The organism is Methylocystis sp. B8 (assembly GCF_005771425.1).
Taxonomy (GTDB): Bacteria; Pseudomonadota; Alphaproteobacteria; order Rhizobiales; family Beijerinckiaceae; genus Methylocystis.
In genome coordinates this window covers 114086-130714 of record NZ_VBTZ01000007.1, presented here as the reverse complement: position 1 = coordinate 130714, position 16629 = coordinate 114086, and the positions used below count along the sequence as shown (strand labels likewise).

At 62.6% G+C, this 16629-nt stretch carries 14 protein-coding genes; 6 read left to right on the top strand and 8 right to left on the bottom strand.

Annotated elements, in window-relative coordinates; genetic code table 11:
• Window positions 1-62: 62 nt before the first annotated feature.
• From FEV16_RS12640 to FEV16_RS12625, 4 genes are all read left to right on the top strand, one after another.
• Window positions 63-3731 carry a hypothetical protein gene (locus tag FEV16_RS12640; protein WP_138167992.1) on the top strand — a complete coding sequence of 1223 codons (3669 nt, stop codon included), beginning with the start codon at window positions 63-65 and terminating at the stop codon, window positions 3729-3731.
• 99 nt (window positions 3732-3830) lie between these two features.
• Complete coding sequence (locus FEV16_RS12635; protein ID WP_138167991.1) at window positions 3831-4382, top strand: SRPBCC family protein; 552 nt, start codon at window positions 3831-3833, stop codon at window positions 4380-4382.
• 9 nt (window positions 4383-4391) lie between these two features.
• A complete protein-coding gene (locus FEV16_RS12630) occupies window positions 4392-4961 on the top strand; it encodes an SRPBCC family protein (protein WP_138167990.1) in 570 nt (189 codons plus the stop codon).
• Complete coding sequence (locus FEV16_RS12625; RefSeq protein WP_246657310.1) at window positions 4958-6013, top strand: YncE family protein; 1056 nt, start codon at window positions 4958-4960, stop codon at window positions 6011-6013. The genes FEV16_RS12630 and FEV16_RS12625 overlap by 4 nt, the downstream gene beginning before the upstream one ends.
• A gap of 6 nt (window positions 6014-6019) precedes the next feature.
• On the opposite strand, the gene FEV16_RS12620 is transcribed toward FEV16_RS12625, so the two are convergent.
• On the bottom strand, window positions 6020-7228 hold the full coding sequence (locus tag FEV16_RS12620) for an FAD-dependent oxidoreductase (RefSeq protein ID WP_138167989.1): 1209 nt from the start codon (window positions 7226-7228) through the stop codon (window positions 6020-6022).
• A gap of 142 nt (window positions 7229-7370) precedes the next feature.
• Between FEV16_RS12620 and FEV16_RS12615 the strand changes: the two genes are divergently transcribed.
• Together FEV16_RS12615 and FEV16_RS12610 are read left to right on the top strand one after the other, a co-directional pair.
• Window positions 7371-7778: an NADH:ubiquinone oxidoreductase subunit NDUFA12 gene (locus tag FEV16_RS12615; protein WP_138167988.1), complete on the top strand. Its 408-nt coding sequence runs from the start codon at window positions 7371-7373 to the stop codon at window positions 7776-7778.
• Window positions 7779-7859: 81 nt separating this feature from the next.
• Window positions 7860-8594, top strand: coding sequence for a DUF2155 domain-containing protein (locus FEV16_RS12610; protein ID WP_138167987.1), 735 nt, complete (start codon window positions 7860-7862; stop codon window positions 8592-8594).
• Here FEV16_RS12610 and aat read toward each other — a convergent pair.
• From aat to lptG, 7 genes are all read right to left on the bottom strand, one after another.
• Entirely contained in the window at window positions 8591-9259 is a 669-nt protein-coding gene (gene aat / locus FEV16_RS12605; protein WP_138167986.1) for a leucyl/phenylalanyl-tRNA--protein transferase, read from the bottom strand. The genes FEV16_RS12610 and aat overlap by 4 nt on opposite strands.
• Before the next feature lie 134 nt (window positions 9260-9393).
• On the bottom strand, window positions 9394-10752 hold the full coding sequence (gene accC, locus FEV16_RS12600) for an acetyl-CoA carboxylase biotin carboxylase subunit (protein WP_138167985.1): 1359 nt from the start codon (window positions 10750-10752) through the stop codon (window positions 9394-9396).
• A gap of 12 nt (window positions 10753-10764) precedes the next feature.
• Window positions 10765-11298 (bottom strand): acetyl-CoA carboxylase biotin carboxyl carrier protein, encoded by a 534-nt coding sequence (accB, locus tag FEV16_RS12595; protein WP_138167984.1) that lies wholly within the window; start codon window positions 11296-11298, stop codon window positions 10765-10767.
• 7 nt (window positions 11299-11305) lie between these two features.
• Entirely contained in the window at window positions 11306-11749 is a 444-nt protein-coding gene (aroQ, locus tag FEV16_RS12590; protein WP_138167983.1) for a type II 3-dehydroquinate dehydratase, read from the bottom strand.
• An 88-nt stretch (window positions 11750-11837) separates the two neighbouring features.
• Entirely contained in the window at window positions 11838-12599 is a 762-nt protein-coding gene (locus FEV16_RS12585) for a DsbA family protein (RefSeq protein WP_138167982.1), read from the bottom strand.
• A gap of 112 nt (window positions 12600-12711) precedes the next feature.
• A complete protein-coding gene (lptD, locus tag FEV16_RS12580; RefSeq protein ID WP_138167981.1) occupies window positions 12712-15282 on the bottom strand; it encodes an LPS assembly protein LptD in 2571 nt (856 codons plus the stop codon).
• The gene (gene lptG / locus FEV16_RS12575; RefSeq protein WP_138167980.1) at window positions 15282-16367 is read right to left on the bottom strand and encodes an LPS export ABC transporter permease LptG; all 1086 of its coding nucleotides are present in this window, start codon (window positions 16365-16367) and stop codon (window positions 15282-15284) included. Before lptG ends, lptD begins: the two co-directional genes overlap by 1 nt.
• Window positions 16368-16629: the final 262 nt, after the last annotated feature.

Genomic DNA, 16629 nt, shown 5'->3' with positions numbered 1-16629 from the left:
CTCACTGGCGTTCTCCTGCGTATTAAAGCTCGGGCTTGTTCGGCGGGCCGCATCAGCGCAGAATGAGCTTTGATATTCAGGACGGACCGGGGATATCGGCCGAACAATTTGAAAGCGCCGTTATGATCCATGCGCAGCAGTTTTTCTTCAACGTTCTGCGAGTAATTGCTGCAGTTCGGTCGCATTGGCCGAGATGGCGTGGATTTGCTGCGGCGGCGATCATTGCGCTCGTCGCAAGTCACGGTCCATCCTACGCGCAACAAGCGCCGTCAAACGGCGTTCTCGCTGATGGCAATGCTGTGGTGACGGGGTTTTCCGGCGCGCAGCCGCCCAGGCTCATCGCGCCGCAGGCCAATCCAGCCGACCAAACTTTTATCGATCTTAACGGGCCGGCGCTACGCGTAATCGATCTTCAGGGACCCCTAGCGCCGCCGCGGACTCAGCTTCTGCAGGCTCCGAAGCCTTTCACCCTAACCGCCGGCCGGATTGGCCAGGTGTTCGCGGTCGCTTTGGACAATGCGTCGCCGCCGAACATTTACGCCGCTTCGACCTCCGCCTACGGGCTGCCGATCGTCGTGGCGAACGCCGGCGGCGAGGGCGCGCCGGTTCGCGCGAAGCAGGGCGCGCCAAACGCGAGCTTCATGCCGGGACTGTTTGGCCCCTCAACGCTTCAGGGCGGCCCCGGCTCGATCTGGCGAATCGATGGCGTAACAGGCGAAACGCGGCTCTTCGCCAATGTGACGCTGGGCGGGGCGCCAAATCCGGGCCCCGCGCTCGGCGGGCTCGCTTTCGACGCAGCCTCAAGCAATCTGTTTGTGGCCGACCGCGGCACCGGCATGATTCACCGCCTCGACATGACCGGGGCGGAGCGCAGCCACTACGACCACGGCGCGCAGGGGCGGCCGAGCGCAGGCCTGCCGGCGGCGCCATTCAATCCGGCCAATCGTCTCGACATCGCCAGCGCGCAATTCCACACCGACGACCCGGCGACGTGGGGGTATGCGCCGCCGGAACGACGTATCTTTGGCCTCGCGGTTCACGCCGGACGACTTTATTACGCCGTCGCGGAACGCCTGCAGATTTGGTCTGTTGCGATTATGCCGGACGGGACGTTCGCCGCCGATGCGCGCATCGAGGTCACGGTTGCACCCGGCGCGGGCGCGACCGAAATCTCCAAGATCGCCTTCGATGACCAGGGGCGAATGCTGCTGGCCGAGCGCGCCGCCCCGACCGGAGCTTATGACTTTGGCGCGTTGGCGCAGCCCGGGATCGGCCGTGTCCTGCGTTACGCGCCGACGGCGTCCGTTGAAGCAGGCGCCGCCTGGCAGGCGGCTCCCGACGAATATGCGATCGGTTTCTTCGGAGAGATGAAAAACGGAGATGGCGGCGTCGCGCTCGGCTACAGCTATGATCCGGCCGGCAAGCTTAATCGCGCTTCCTGCGGCGGCTTCCTTTGGTCGACGGGCGAGCAGTTGCGCGTTTCCGCCGATTCTGGTCTCGCCGCCCGACTGGCCCAGGGCGGGCCTGTCAGCGTCAATGGCCTGCAAGGCAATGGCGCCGACCTTGTTCGACCAGCAAATGCGCCGCCACTCGCAAGTTATTTTGTTGATTATGATGATCGCTTCGACGATCCGAACGCCCGCGGCGGGCTCGGCGATATTGCAATTAGACGGAATTGCGCGCCGCCGTCCGGACCGCCAGGGGCGCCGCCGCCCGAACCGGCGCCCGGTCCCGCTCCAGGGCCGGGGCCTGGGCCGGCTCCTGGACCAGCGCCCGCGCCTGGTCCCGGACCGGGGTTCGGAGGTGAGGAAGGGGGCTTACCGCCTTGGATCGATGAAGGCGGCCCAGGCCCATGGTGGGACGATGGTCCGCCGCCGCCGCCGCCAATTTGCCCGCCGGGCTCGCACCTTGCGACCAACGCCTTGCAATGCTGCCCAGTGGGCCAGATTCCGGGTTTCGGAGGCGTGTGTCAGCCGATATGCCCCAACGGCGCCGCCGGCCTTGAATGCTGGCACGGATTCCAGCCTGGCCACGGTCCGGGGCCAGGAGGGCCGGGGATTTGCTGGAATGGCGCGGCCCCGACGAAAATCCCGGGCTGTGCGCCGAACACGCTTGCGTGCAACAAATGCCCGAAGTCGCCCCTGAAGAAGTGCCCCACCGGGTTCAATTTGATCACCGCCCCGCCGGGCGTCCCAACCGCCGCCTGGCTCTGGAGCAATGCGACATGCGTAGCAACGCCGGCGCAGGCGGCATGTTCGGCGGGAACGACGTTTTGCGCAGCGTGGGGGACGTGCGCAGCCGGTGGCCAGATAGGCTTGGACGGCCTTTGCCACGCCGCCATGTGTCCGGGCGGCCAGACAGCTTATCCTGTGAACAAATGCTGTCTAAACGGCGCCGCGCCAAATGCGCTCGGCCAGTGTCCAGGCATTCCAGCGCCTCCAGTCTGGTTTTTGGACTATCTGGCCACAGGAACGGGCCCCTGCATTCCGCCGAACTGCTCCTATTACGAGTTCACCGTTACTGGGCGCGAGCATTTCGGTCGCGGCTCGCTCACCCAGCGCATCACTCTGCCGTCGGGATCCGACTTTCCAGAAGCGCGCGTGACCCGGGCGCCCAAATATTGCGCAGCTTCGAGGTGGTCCTGCTCGAAGGAGGGCGACGTCTTCACTTGCGGCGTTGAAGATTGCGGGCTCGCGCCCGGCGACGAGGTGGTGGTGCGGCTTGAAGGAAAGGTCGCCCCGAACCTGACGGAGCCGCCGCCGGCGCCCATCGAGAAGACCGCTTGCGGCGTACTCGAATGGCGCGAGATGACCGGTCGTAGCCCCGCCTCGGCCATTGAGCAGTCCGGCGGCGAGGCGCGCAAGGCGCCGACGCCGCAACGAGAAGCGCAACAGGAAACGGGGGGCGGCGTCGTTACGCCCACCAAGCAAGCCTGTTGGACGATCCGCATAGCGGGTAAGACGCCAACGGCGCCAGTTTGTCCCCCGAATTACGCATCCACCGCAGACGGCCAATGTTGTCTGAGCAGCCAGATCACGACGGGCGGCGCGTGCTGTCCCGCCGGCCAGCAACCGGACGCACAGAAATCAACTTGCGTCGGCGTCTGCACAGGCGGCCGCGTTTGGAACGGCGCGGCCTGCGCCTGTCCGCCCGGCACGACCGAGCGGCGCGGGAAGTGCGTCGGGAAAATCACGCCGGCGCTTCCGGAGCCGCACGTTCCGCCGGTCATCGAGCGCCAGCCTTGCCCGCCGGGCACGATCGGCAAATGGCAGCCGAATTGTCAGCCGATCGTCGTGAGGCAGCCATGCCCGCCGGGGACGATCGGCAAATGGCAGCCGAATTGCCGGCCGATTGTCGTGAGGCAGCCGTGCCCGCCGGGGACGATCGGCAAATGGCAGCCGAATTGCCGGCCGATTGTCGTGAGACAGCCATGCCCGCCGGGCACGATCGGCAAATGGCAGCCGAATTGCCGGCCGATCATTGTGAGGCAGCCTTGCCCGCCGGGCACGATCGGCAAATGGCAGCCGAATTGCCGGCCGATCGTCGTGAGGCAGCCTTGTCCTCCAGGCACGATCGGCAGATGGCAGCCAAATTGCCGGCCGATCATTCGGCAGCAATGTCCTCTGGGAACCGTCGGCACGCCTCCAAACTGCCGTCCAATTTTGAGACGGCCGACGCCAGGATTGCAAACGCCGGGATGGCCGGCGCAGAGATCGCTGACGCCCAGATGACCGGAGATGGTCTTCGCTTGACGCCGCCGCTTTAGGCGCCCTTATGTCCGCCTGCCGCCCCTGCGGTGGCGGCGAGGTCAGGCTTCTCGGGAGAACCTAATGACGTTTGTGCTTGCGCGCCGCGCATTTGCTGCTGCGGCCCTGTCGCTTCTTTCCGCCGGGCTGCTCGCTGGGCAGGCCTTCGCGCATGGCCCATCGCGCCAAAAGGTGGTCGAAAAGATCGAGATCAACGCACCGGCCGCGAAGGTCTGGGAGATCATCGGCAATTTTCAGAACATGAGCTGGCATCCCGATATCGCCAAGACGGAAGGGACGGGCGACAACGGACCCGACGCCAAGCGCAAGCTGACCCTCAAGAACGGCGGCGTCATCGACGAGACGCTCACGAAATACGACGCTGAGGGCAAGTCGATCAGCTACAAGATCGACGCCGTCGACGTGAAGGTATTGCCGGTCAACAATTACTCATCGACGATTTCGGTGAAGGACGAAGGCGGCAAGAGCGTCGTTGAATGGAAGGGCGCCTTTTATCGCGGCTTCATGAATAATGATCCGCCGCCGGAGCTTTCCGACGAGGCGGGCGTGAAGGCTGTATCCGACATCTACAAGTCTGGTCTCGCCGCGTTGAAGGCGAAGGCGGAGGGCAAGTAAGCGCGCGCCATGCGCAAAGGGTCGGCAAACATCGCCGTAACGCGACGGCTCTTTCTTGGCGCCGCGGCGGCGCTCGCTTCGTTCCTGCCGATCACCGCTCTTGCGGCGCATGGCGCTTCGCCGCTGAAAGTGGTCGAAACAACGATCGTTGATGCGCCGCCCGAAAAAGTCTGGGCGGTCGTCAGCGATTTCGCGCGCGCCGACTGGCTGCCGGGCGTCGCCCGCGTCGAAGCGTCTGGCGATGACGTTCCCGATCAGGCGCGGCGCAGGCTGGTCATGGCCGACGGCGGCGCAATCGAAGAACTGCTGACCAAGCGCGACGCCGAGCGGATGATGCTGGGCCTGCATCGCGAAGGCGACGACGTGAAGCGTCTGCCGGCGACGAATTACACGGCGCTCATCACCTTAAGACCGGCTGAGGGCGGCAAGACGGAAGTCGAATGGAAGGCGCGTTTCTATCGCGGTCATCCGACGAATGATCCGCCGCCGGAATTGAACGACGACGTCGCCCTTGTGGCGGTGACGAAGCTCCAGCGCGCCTATCTCGCGGCGTTGAAGGCGAAGGTGGAACAGAGGTGAGGCTTAAACCCGTTATGCCCGCGCTTGTCGCGGGCATCCACGCCAAGGCGATGCGACGCGTTGCAAGAAAAGCGGCGAAGCGCTTCGCGCTCGCGTGGATGGCCGGGTCAAGCCCGGCCATGACGGCGACATTGTTTCTCTCCATCGCCATCGCCCCACCCGTATCCGCGGCGGAAGCCTTCGTCACGGCGCAAGGCGCCGATGCGCTGTCGATCGTCGATCTCGCCAAAATGGAGACCGTCGCGACACTGCCTATCGGCGGCAAGCCAGCGGGAATCGCCGTGTCGCGTGATGGCGCGCGCGCCTTCGTCACCAGCCCCGAGGGCAAATTTCTCACAATCGTCGATGCCGTGACGCGCAAGATTGAGAAACGCATTCCAGTTGAGGGCGGACCGCTCGGCGTCGCCGCTAGCCCTGACGGAAAGCGCGTCTATGTCGCCGATCTTTACGGTCGGCGCCTTGTCGAGATTGATCTCGCAAGCGGCGCGCAGCGCAGCGTCGGCGTTGGCGCAATGGCGTCGGGCGTCGCCGTCGCGCCGGACGGCAAGATAATTGTCGTCGCCGACCGTGACGACAACGCGCTTTCACTCATCGACGCGGCGACATTTTCCCGCGTCGGGACGATACCAGTCGGTAAGCATCCTTTCGGCGTCACGGTCGATGCTTCCAGCGCGCGCGCCTATTCAGCCAATGTGGAATCGGACGACGTCAGCATCGTCGATCTACGCGCGCGCAAAGTCATCGCGACGCTTAAATGCGGCAGCCGGCCTTACACTGTGGCGCTCGCCAAGGGCCGCATTTTCGTCGCCAATCAGCATGGCGACAGCGTCAGCGTCTTCGACGCCGAGACATTGGCGCCGCTCGATACTTTGAAAGTCGGCGAATATCCGGAAGGCCTTGCCGCGAGCGGCGACGGCGCGCGCGTTTACGTCGCAAACTGGTTTTCGAACGAGCTATGGGCGCTCGACGCGGAAACGCTCAAAGTTCTCGGAAAAGCGGAGACGGGCGACGGCCCGCGCGCCTTCGGCGCTTTTATTCGCGACGCTGATTAATCGATATCACGTCGCGATATGCTCGGGCCGAACGCCGAGGCCGATAAGCCGCGCCGGCAATCGGCGCAGCAACGGCGCTGCGTTGAGTAGTCGCAGCGCCAGCGGCGCCTCAAAAGACTTGTCGGCGGCGAGCACGCTGCGGACGACGCGATTTTGGATGGCGAGCTGAAGGCGCTGCGTCACGCGCACGGGGAATTCGCGCCGCCGCTGCATGGCCGCGAGATCGTCGTCCGTGACCGTTCCCAGGCGCAGCTTCGTGGCGAGGAGATTGGCGGCCGCGACGGCATCCTGAATGGCGAGATTTACGCCGACGCCGCCGACTGGCGACATGGCGTGCGCCGCGTCGCCGATGCACAGCAGTCCGGGCCTGCTCCATGTCTTCGCGCGATTGACCTGAACGGTGAGCAGATTGATCTGCGTCCAGTCGGTGAGCGTTCCGACGCGGTCGGCGAGGAAGGGCGTCGCCTTGGCGATGGAGTCGAGGAAAGCCTCCAGGCCCTTCTGGCGTAATTCCTCCGCGCCGCCCTTGGGAATGACGCAGCCGCACTGCCAATAGGAGCCGCGGTCGATCATGATGAGCATGCGTCCCGGCACGATACGGCCGAAAGTCTCGTCGGGGTCACTCTCCTCGCGCGGCAGCTTGAACCACAACACGTCCATCGGCGCGCCGAGATCTTCGACATCAAGATGGGCCTCGGCGCGCGTATGCGAGCCGCGTCCGTCGGCGGCGATGACGAGAGGAGCGGAGATTTCGAGCGGCCCTTCGGGTCCGGTCGCCTTGACGCCGACGACGCGGTCGCCGTTCCAGACGAGATCCTCGGCGGAAGTCTGCATCAGCAGCTTGAAATTTGGCAGCGCGCGGGCGTGCGCGGCGATGAAGTCGAGAAAGTCCCATTGCGGCATAAAGGCGATGAAATTGCATCTTCCGCCGAGGCTTCTGAAATCGGCGGCTTTATATTTCCGCTCGCCGATCCAGGCCGCGAGTTCATAGGCCTTGTGATGGGGCAGGCGCAGAAATTCGTCGAGCAGCCCGAGCTCTTCCATCAGCCGCAGCGTCGAGGGATGGATCGTGTCGCCGCGAAAGTCTCGCAGGAAATCGCCATGCTTTTCGAGCACGATCACGTCGACGCCGGCGCGGGCGAGGAGAAATCCGGCCATCAGCCCGGCAGGGCCGCCGCCGACGACACAGCATTGGGCGGACAGGGTCGCGGACATGGACGTTTCTCCGACGCAGCTCCAGGCTGCACTAGCTTAGCGTGGCTGGAATGGCTGGATAGCGTCAAGCTCGCGCGCCGCGCTGGACATTGACGCCGCCAGACGCAATAAGGGGCCACGAAATTCGAGGACGGCTCGATACATGTCCTACATCATTCGCTTCTTCACCTGGTGGAACCGCGCGACGCTCAGCACCGGCCTGTGGACGCTGCTTTACGGCGAACGCGTCGGGGAGGACGAATTCGGCAATGTTTATTACCGTCGGCGCGGCGGCAAGATCGATCCGGCGTTGGGGTTTGAACGGCGCTGGGTGATCTATAAGAGCTATTGCGAGGGTTCAGCCACGCCGCCCGGATGGTACGGCTGGCTTCACCACACGGTGGATACGCCTCCGACGGAGGAGAGCTATCGGCCGCGGTCGTGGGAGCTTCCCTATCAGCCAAATTTGACGGGCACGCCCCAGGCCTATCGGCCGCCCGGCTCGCAGCTCGCGCTCGGCGAGCGCCCCCCGACCGGTGGCGATTACGCCGCCTGGCGGCCTGAAGGCTGAGCGGCGCTTTTCCTTGGAAACGCCTTTGTTGCCTGTTTTGGTCTGCCGCCTTTTTCCGGCGGAGACTCATGCGGTGATTGGATGAAATTGCGCTTGTCACTGGCGCCAGCGGCGGTCGGCGCGTGGGCGTTTCTTATAATCGGCGCTTCAGCCGAGCCGATCCGGCACCCCAGCGCGGTTTTCGCGGGTCTCGACAAGACCACGGGACGGATCATCAATTTCGACGTCGCCATCGACGAAACCGTGCAGTTCGGCGCGCTGCAGGTGACGCCGCGCGTTTGCAACACGCGTCCTCAGACCGAAACGCCGCAGACGACGAGCTTCGTCGAGGTGGACGAACTCGTTCTCAAGTCGGAGCCTGGGACAAACCCGAAGCCTGAAAGCGTCAAGGTCGACGCCAAACAGGAAGCAAAGCGCATCTTCTCGGGCTGGATGTTCGCCGCGAGTCCAGGCCTCCATGGCGTCGAGCATCCAGTCTATGACGTCTGGCTCGTCGACTGTAAAGGCGGCAAGGAGACGGTCGCGCAGCCCGCCGAAGCGACGGCGCCTATGGCTCCGCCTGCCGAGGCCGAGGCGGTTTCTCCTCCCGAAGGCGGCAAGAAGCGCCGCTCACGCAGAGTTGAGCCCACAGCGCCGCCTCCGATGGAAAATCAGCCCATCGGGCCCGCCGATCAGGCCGCGCCGGTCCCCGTCGATCCCGAGGCTATGGTTCCCCCTGGAGAGATTCCGGCTGCGCCTTCGCGGAAGAAAAAGCGGCGCGGCGAACAGGCGACTCCCGCCGCAGCGCCAGCGGGAGCCCCAGCTCAGCCTTTCTAGCCGGAGAGCGCCGCCAGCGCCTGCGTTCCCATCACTCCCGCGTTTTTCGGCCAGACATTGAAGTCGGCCTTTGCCGACAGCGCCTGTTCGAGCGCGCGATGATATTCTTCGCGCGAGATCTCGACAGCCCCGAGCGAGGCGAGATGCGGCGTAATAAATTGAGTATCGAGCAGTTGGAAGCCGCCTGCTCTCAACCGAGCGACGAGATGGGTGAGAGCCACCTTCGAGGCGTCGCGTTCCAGATGGAACATGCTCTCACCGAAAAAGGCGCCCCCCAAAGCGACGCCATATAGCCCGCCAACAAGGCGTCCTTCTCTACGGCATTCTACGGTATGTGCGAATCCGAGTTCGAACAGCTCGCGATAAAGCCTGCGGATTTCGGCGTTGATCCAGGTCCGCTCGCGGCGAAAGGCGGGAGCGGCGCAAGCGTCGATCACAGCGTCAAAGTCTAGGTCGACTCCGACGTCGAAACGATCGGACTTCACGGTCTTGGCTAAGGAGCGCGATATGGCGAAGCCGTCGAGCGGAAAGATCGCGCGCCGCTCAGGATCAACCCAGTAAAGCTGATCGTCCTCGGCGCTTTCGGCCATCGGAAAAAGTCCGATTGAATAAGCGCGTAGCAGAAGATGCGGCGTGATCGCGTAAGGGGCGTTGAGGCGGGACATCTTCTCAAGGATAGCGGCGCTAGAACGCCGCGCCACCCTCGGCCGCCGACTTTCTTTCGAGAAGTCGAATTATTTCTTGATTGTGCAGTTGAGCTTCTCTCCGCGCCATTGGACCAACTCGTGATCCTTAGCTCTTAAAAGTCGGGCTCAATGCCGCCTGTCGCCAGAAAATGCTCCAGCCAATGAATGTCGTAAATTCCGTTCTGAACGTCAGCGTTGCGCACCAGCGTTCGAAACAGTGGAAGCGTCGTGTCGATGCCGTCGACGATGAATTCATCGAGCGCGCGCCGCAGGCGCATCAGCGCCTCCGTTCGGTTGCGCCCGTGAACAATCAGCTTGCCGATGAGGGAGTCGTAGTTCGGCGGAATCGTATAGCCCTGATAGACCGCCGAATCGACGCGCACGCCGACGCCGCCTGGCGGATGATAATAGGCAATGCGTCCCGGCGAAGGCCTGAAGCTCACGGGATGCTCGGCGTTTACGCGGCACTCGATGGCGTGGCCGTAAAACCAGATGTCTTGCTGGCGCAATGAGAGCGGGGAGCCGGCCGCCACTCTGATCTGTTCGCACACGAGATCGACGCCGGTGATCGATTCCGTCACTGGATGCTCGACCTGAATGCGCGTGTTCATCTCGATGAAATAGAATTCGCCGTTTTCGTAGAGAAACTCGATCGTGCCGGCGCCGGCGTATTGCATGTCGCGCATGGCGCTTGCGCAGATCTCGCCGATCTCCATGCGCTGCGCGTCGTTGAGCGCGGGCGAGGGGCTTTCTTCCCAGACCTTCTGATGGCGACGCTGAAGCGAGCAATCGCGTTCGCCGAGGTGCACGGCTTGGCCCATTCCGTCGCCGAAAATCTGAATTTCGATATGGCGCGGCTTCTCGAGAAATTTCTCGATGTAAACCGTGTCGTCGCCGAACGCGGCCTTGGCCTCGGTGCGCGCGGTGGCGATGGCGATAGAAAGATCATGCTTATCGCGCGCGACCTTCATCCCGCGGCCGCCGCCGCCGGACGCCGCCTTCACCAGCACGGGAAAGCCGATCTTTTCGGCGACCTTTAACGCATCCTTCTCGCTCAAGATCGGCCCGTCGGATCCCGGAACGCAGGGAATGCCGAGCTTCTTTGCGGTCGCCTTCGCCTCGATCTTATCGCCCATCAGTCGAATATGCTCTGACTTCGGACCGATGAAGGTGATGTTATGCTCTTCAAGGATTTCGGCGAAGCGCGCGTTTTCTGAAAGGAAGCCATAGCCCGGATGCACGGCGTCCGCGCCAGTGATCTCGCAGGCGGAGAGCAGGGCAGGAATATTGAGATAGGAGTCGCGCGCGGGCGCCGGCCCAATGCAGACCGACTCGTCGGCAAGTTTGACATGCATGGCGTCGGCGTCCGCGGTTGAATGCACGGCGACTGTCGCGACGCCCAATTCCTTAGCTGCGCGCAAGATGCGCAGCGCGATTTCGCCGCGGTTGGCGATAAGGATTTTGTCGAACATCCTTTGCCGCCGCTACTCGATGACCAAGAGAGGTTCGCCATATTCGACGGGCTGGCCGTCTTCGACCAATATGGCGGTCACCACGCCGGACTTTGGGGCGACGATATCATTGAAGGTCTTCATTGCTTCGATCAGCAAGAGTTTGTCGCCGACCGAAACGCGCGCGCCGATCTCGATGAATGGCTTGGCGTCCGGATTTGGTCGAAGATAGGCGGTGCCGACCATGGGCGATTTCACCGCGTCGACGAATTCGGCGGCGCGCTCGGCTAAGGCCGGAGCAGGCGTCGCTGCAGGCCTTGGCGTCGACGTGGGCTGCAGATGCTGGACTACCGCCGCAGGCGCCGCGACGACGCTTGCAACCGCGGCGGCCGGCGTGCGCGCCGCGCGAATGCGCAGATCGCCCTTCTCCACCTCGAATTCAGTCAAATCGCTGCCTGCGACGAGTTCCGCGACCGCGCGCAGCAAATCCGCGTCGATGACGGGCGCGCTCGCCGAAGTCGATTTGCGGCGGGAAGCGGTGTGAGGCGGTTGAGCTTTGCGCGCCATAAGTGTCTCAGCTCTTTCTCAGTTCGTTTTCAAAGATAGCTTCAAGGGCCAGGACGTACGACAACGGACCAAATCCGGCGATGACGCCGCGCGCCGCCGGCGAGATGAAGGAGCGGCTGCGAAAGCTTTCGCGGGCGTGCACGTTTGAAAGATGCACTTCGATAACGAAAGCGTCCGCGCCTTTGATCGCGTCATAGAGAGCGATGGAGGTGTGCGTCAGCGCACCGGCGTTCAGAATAACGGGCGCGCCGGCGACGCCGGCCTCCTGAATCCATTCGACGAGATCGCCTTCGTGATTGGATTGCCGGAAGACGAGCGACATGCCACGTTCGGCGCAAAGCTTCTCCAGCATTGCGCGGATGTCGTCGAGAGTCGCGGTTCCGTAGATCGCCGGTTCGCGCCTGCCAAGAAGATTGAGATTGGGACCGTTAAGCACGTGGACGGCTGACATAGCGCTTCCGAAACGTTCCCGAAAATCTCAAAGCCGGCAGGCCGTCTCTCTTAGCCTTAATGCCGCCGCAAAGGAAGCCCGTCGCCCGCTAGCACACGGTTTTCCCGCATTTGCGCATGTTCTCGACTTTGGCCTTCATCTGAGCGTAGGGCAGGGCGCCGATGACCGCCTCCTTGCCAATCACCCAGGCGGGCGTTCCGTCGAACCGCAGCTCATCGGCGAGCGTGGCGACTTCCTTTAATGCGGCTTTGGTCTCAGGGCTCGACATGTCCTTCTCGAGACGGGGCATGTCCGCGCCGACCTCCTTAGCCGCCGCAAGCGCCTGTTGCTTGCCGATGTGGCCGCGCGTCGAAAGCAGCTTGCGATGGAAATCCCAGAACTTCTGGTTGTCGAGTTGCATGCGCGCGGCTGTTGCGACCTGCGCCGCCTCGACGGAGTCTGGCCCAAGAACCGGAAAATCTTTAAGCACCACGCGAAGCTTGGGATCGGCTTCGATCAGCTTGGCGACGGAATTGAGCGACTGTTTGCAGTAACCACAATTGTAATCAAAGAATTCGACGAGCGTGACATCTCCGTTGGGATTGCCCACGACGGCCTGGTTGGGCGAGTTCACAATTTTGTCGCCATGCTGGCTGACCGCCTTTTCGCGCGTCGCGGCCTCAGCGACCTTCTCGCGCTTGCCTAGCTCGTCGATAGCGTCCTTGATGACCTCCGGATTGGAAATGAGATAGTCGTGCACGACTTTCTCAATCTCAACCTTCTGCTGACCCGAAAACTCCTCTGCATAGAGCGGCGTTGTCGTCCCCATGGCGAGAAGCGCGCCGGCGGCGAGCGAGTTGATAAAGCTCATTGCATTCTCCCTTTGCGCAACAGCGCGTTTGGTGTCGGCGCCCCATGTCGCGCCGCTTGTATCATGGCGCGCGGCAGGCGTCCTCCTGACGCTGAAGTATCAACTAGGTCGCTCAGCGCGTCGCGCGCACGCCATCATCCGCCAGAAGCGAGCCAATCCCCCGGTTGAACTTTACTTCGCCCAGCGTGCGCAGCTGCAGCGTGACCATCACGGTTTGATACCGCGCCGGCAGGCCCGTGCTGGGTTGAGGCTGATAGGCTTGCGTATAATTGATTGAAAGTGTTGTGCACTCGTCGCGATAGCCGATGCCGGCCCCAAGAGTCGCGATGGAGAACAGAGGTGCCGAGCCGGCGACGTTGACGCCGGTCAGCGTCCCGGTGAATGGAAGATTCGTTGGATTGGTGAGGGAATTATAAAGATAGCGGCTCATGTCGAAGGTTACAGCGCCGTTCAGGAAGTAGTTTTTTGTGATGTTATATTGCGCCGAGGCAAAGAGGCCTTGCCGGCGCATATCGAAGCCGATGGCCTGCTGCGACGCGTAATTGGCGTATTGCAGCTGAACCGAGATCGGATCCAGGTTTAATGTTGCGACCAGGTCGATGCGGCGCCCGCGCAAGCTATTCTTATCGAAGCGACCCTTGGCGACAAAGCTGAGGAGTGATGAAGGCGCAAAGGCGAAGCGGCCAACGATGTCCGATGTGCGGGAGTTAAGGCCAGAATTGAGGCCGACATTGGCTGCGTCAATCTGCGCGTAGGGATTGGCGCCGGCGATCTGGCTCGACTGACCGATCATCGTATTGATGAAGCCGCCATTGGGCAGCGACATCGTCGCCTGGCCGCCGTAGTTGAGGCGCACGCCTGTCTCGAACCGGTCATAGCCAGAGAATTTGCTCCATTCGAATAAGGTCGAATCGTCAAACACCAAGCTTTGCGCGTCGATGTTGACTAGCGAAGGGATGGAGGTCTGATTGGGGCGCGCGACGAGCTGGGCGATAGGTTCAAAGACGATATCGCCGAAAACGCTTCTGGCCAGGATAGGGTAGCGCCATTCGGCACCGGCGCCAGGCAGCGCCTGACCGCGGAAACGATTGTCTAAGCCACCCAAGAATTGGGCTTGCGCGCCGTCGGGAATTGGCGACTGCATCTGGTTGAAGACTGGGTATAGACCTTGTTGGTCATAGTCGAGATAGCTGCCGACAAATCGCGCAAAGGCGAAGGGGGTCCACACGCCGCCCACGGGATCGATGAATTTGCGCTTCCAGGCGCCGCTGATGGTCGCGTGCTCATAATTGCCGCCGACCCCCCGCAACAGGCAGGTGCTCCGCGCCGGGTCGGAAGCGCGCGCATAAAGCTGGCAAACGTTGTAGAGACCGTAGTTCCGATCGAATGTGCGCGGCTGTATCGATTCGAAGTTGGCGACATTTTCGGACGTGCTCGTCATATTAGCGTCGACTTCGAGCTGGCCGCCGATGCCTGCCGTCGCCGCCGGATCAATGTCGATTACACGGTTGTAATCGATCACTGGATGGACGACGGGCTGCTGCGCCTGCAAGTCGGCGGGCGACAGGACCTGGAAATAATATCCGCGCATGTCAAAGAAGCTACGCGGCCCCTGGCCGGTCAGATAGATCGTCGATGACGCTTCGCGGAAGAAATAGTTCTGCAGAAGGTAATTGTATTGATTGTAATCCTGGAGGAAGTATCGATCCGATAAGGCCGTGATGTCCCAGCCCGCGCGCCAACGGTCGTTCAGCCAGAACTCGCCGAAGGACTGAACGGCGCCGCGCCACCTTCTGTCACGGGCGCCGTATGGCGCGGGTGCGAACGCGCTACTATCCCCCACATGCGTTCCTTCGGCCCGAATTGTATAGCCGCCGTTGTCAAAGCGCTGGCGGAACTCGGCCGTGACGAAGGGTCCTTGCCGCGTAAAATACATTGGCGTGACGGTGAGGTCGTAGTCCGGCGCAATGGCCCAGAAATAAGGTATGCCAAAGCCGGTGCCGAGCTGCGGGCGATACATGGAGAACGGCGACAGAAAGCCCGACTTGCGCTTGACCGACGGATCGGGCGAGGACCAGAACGGCACATAAGCGATCGGCATGCCGAGCAGCTCGAATGAGGCGTCCTCGTAATAGACCATCTTCTCGACGTTGTCGTGGATGATCCGCTTGGCGCGGATCTGCCATGTGCGTGGCTTCGCGGGATCGTCGCGACAGGCCTCGCATGCCGTGTAGGTGCCCATATCAAAAGTGGTCGTGTCGCCGGCCCGCTCGGCCCTGGGCGCAGTGAAATGTGTGTTGTTGGGAGTGTCGACCTGCAGGCTCTCGATGAAGCCGGTCTTGAAATCGTCGGTGAGGTCAAAACGCTCGGCGCGCGCGATGGTGCCATCCCTTTCGGTCACCTTGGCGTGGCCCTCGGCATAAACGCGCGAAGTGTTGCGGTCATAGACGACGCTGTCAGCTTCGAGCAGCCGGCCTTTGTAATAAATCTGCACGTCGCCGCGCGCGGTGACGACGTTCCTTTTCTCGTCGTAGACGAGCTCCTTCGCCTCGACGACCATGCGCTCGCCCGACGCAGGAGCGGGTTGCGCCGCCGCAAGCGAGAAATTTGCGAAGGCCGCCTCGGCGAGAGCGAGCGCGGCCGCAAGAAGGGAAAGACGCCGGGAGGGGCTGGCGAGCGCCATCAACCATCCTCCGAATACAGCAAGATCACCGTGCCCAACATGCTCCCGACAAGCGCAGGCGACCAAGCGGCCACGACAGGGCTGATCATGCCCGCGCCGCCGAGATCCGAGAGGACTTTGGTAACGATATAAAGCACGAAGCCTGCGGCCACGCCACCTGAAAGGGTTTTCGCGACGCCGCCAAATCGAAAGAATCTTAATGAAAAGGAAGCAGCGACGAGAACCATCGCGACAAGGAGCAGCGGGCGCGCGAGAAGCGTCTGAAATTGGAGCCTGTAGCCCGTCGCGTCGAGACCTGCTTCGGCGGTGCGCGCCGTCATTTCCGGCAGCGACCAGAACGGCGTGCCCTGCGGAGGCGTTGTCGCCGCCGCGACTTGCTCCGGCGTCAAGTCCGTCGCGAGCATGTAAGACCCGACCTTGCGCGCCGCCTCTCCCGGCAGACTCACCTGCGCATTTTCGAGCACCCAAACGCCCGGTTCGAGACGCGCGCGCTCCGCTTCTATGCGCTCGAGGAAACCGCCGCGCGGCGCGTAAATATTCACGCTGACCTGCGCCAGCACCGCGCCGCCGTTGGAGGAATTCATGGCGTGCATAATGGCGAGGCCGTCGACGCCATGCTGGCGCAGCCAAACGCCATGATCGATGCGCAGACTTCCCGGAACGCCGAAAAGATCCCACTCCATCTGCTCGGAACGCTGCTTCATCGATGTCGAAAGCGGATTATAGATTGCGACCGACACCACCCCGATAAGCAGCGCCGTGAGCGCCGGCGGCGCGATGAATTGCCAGACCGACATGCCGGCGGCGCGGGCGACAATCAGTTCAAGCTTTCTCGTAAGATCGACGAACGTCGCCATGGACCCGAAGAGAACGGCGAAGGGCAGGATCATCTCCGCGGCTGCAGGGACGCGCATGGCCGTCATCAGAGCGACGGTCGCGGCGCCCGCCTCTGGATTATCGCTTGCGCGTCGCAGCATTTCGACGAAAACCACCACAAACATCAGGCAGAAAATCGTAAAAAAAATCGCCAAGATCGTTCGCGTGAAGCGCAGCGCGAAATAGCGCGTGATCGTCGCCCCGATCATGGCTGCGGCTTTCCCCTTTTTGTTTTGGCGCGCCGCCCCCAGAGCGCCGATGATAAAGGCTCAGTTAACGATCGCTAGACGCTCGCTTCTTTGCGCGCAAGCGTCGCGGGGGCTTTCAGAGCCGCGCCAACACATTCAATTTGCGAGCGTTGCTTTTGCGCCACGTCGGATTTCTGCGTAACGATCGCGGCGATTCCACGGCGGTGAAATGAAGCCTAAAACGGCTCCAAAAGCGGCCGGTCGCGATTGACCCCCGACGCCC

Coding starts and splice junctions, on each gene's coding strand:
- aat (WP_138167986.1), bottom strand. CDS start 9,259: ATGTCCCGCCTCAACGCCCCTTACGCGATCACGCCGCATCTTCTGCTA.
- accC (WP_138167985.1), bottom strand. CDS start 10,752: ATGTTCGACAAAATCCTTATCGCCAACCGCGGCGAAATCGCGCTGCGC.
- FEV16_RS12635 (WP_138167991.1), top strand. CDS start 3,831: ATGACGTTTGTGCTTGCGCGCCGCGCATTTGCTGCTGCGGCCCTGTCG.
- lptG (WP_138167980.1), bottom strand. CDS start 16,367: ATGATCGGGGCGACGATCACGCGCTATTTCGCGCTGCGCTTCACGCGA.
- accB (WP_138167984.1), bottom strand. CDS start 11,298: ATGGCGCGCAAAGCTCAACCGCCTCACACCGCTTCCCGCCGCAAATCG.
- FEV16_RS12620 (WP_138167989.1), bottom strand. CDS start 7,228: ATGTCCGCGACCCTGTCCGCCCAATGCTGTGTCGTCGGCGGCGGCCCT.
- FEV16_RS12585 (WP_138167982.1), bottom strand. CDS start 12,599: ATGAGCTTTATCAACTCGCTCGCCGCCGGCGCGCTTCTCGCCATGGGG.
- FEV16_RS12615 (WP_138167988.1), top strand. CDS start 7,371: ATGTCCTACATCATTCGCTTCTTCACCTGGTGGAACCGCGCGACGCTC.
- aroQ (WP_138167983.1), bottom strand. CDS start 11,749: ATGTCAGCCGTCCACGTGCTTAACGGTCCCAATCTCAATCTTCTTGGC.
- FEV16_RS12610 (WP_138167987.1), top strand. CDS start 7,860: ATGAAATTGCGCTTGTCACTGGCGCCAGCGGCGGTCGGCGCGTGGGCG.
- FEV16_RS12630 (WP_138167990.1), top strand. CDS start 4,392: ATGCGCAAAGGGTCGGCAAACATCGCCGTAACGCGACGGCTCTTTCTT.
- FEV16_RS12640 (WP_138167992.1), top strand. CDS start 63: ATGAGCTTTGATATTCAGGACGGACCGGGGATATCGGCCGAACAATTT.
- lptD (WP_138167981.1), bottom strand. CDS start 15,282: ATGGCGCTCGCCAGCCCCTCCCGGCGTCTTTCCCTTCTTGCGGCCGCG.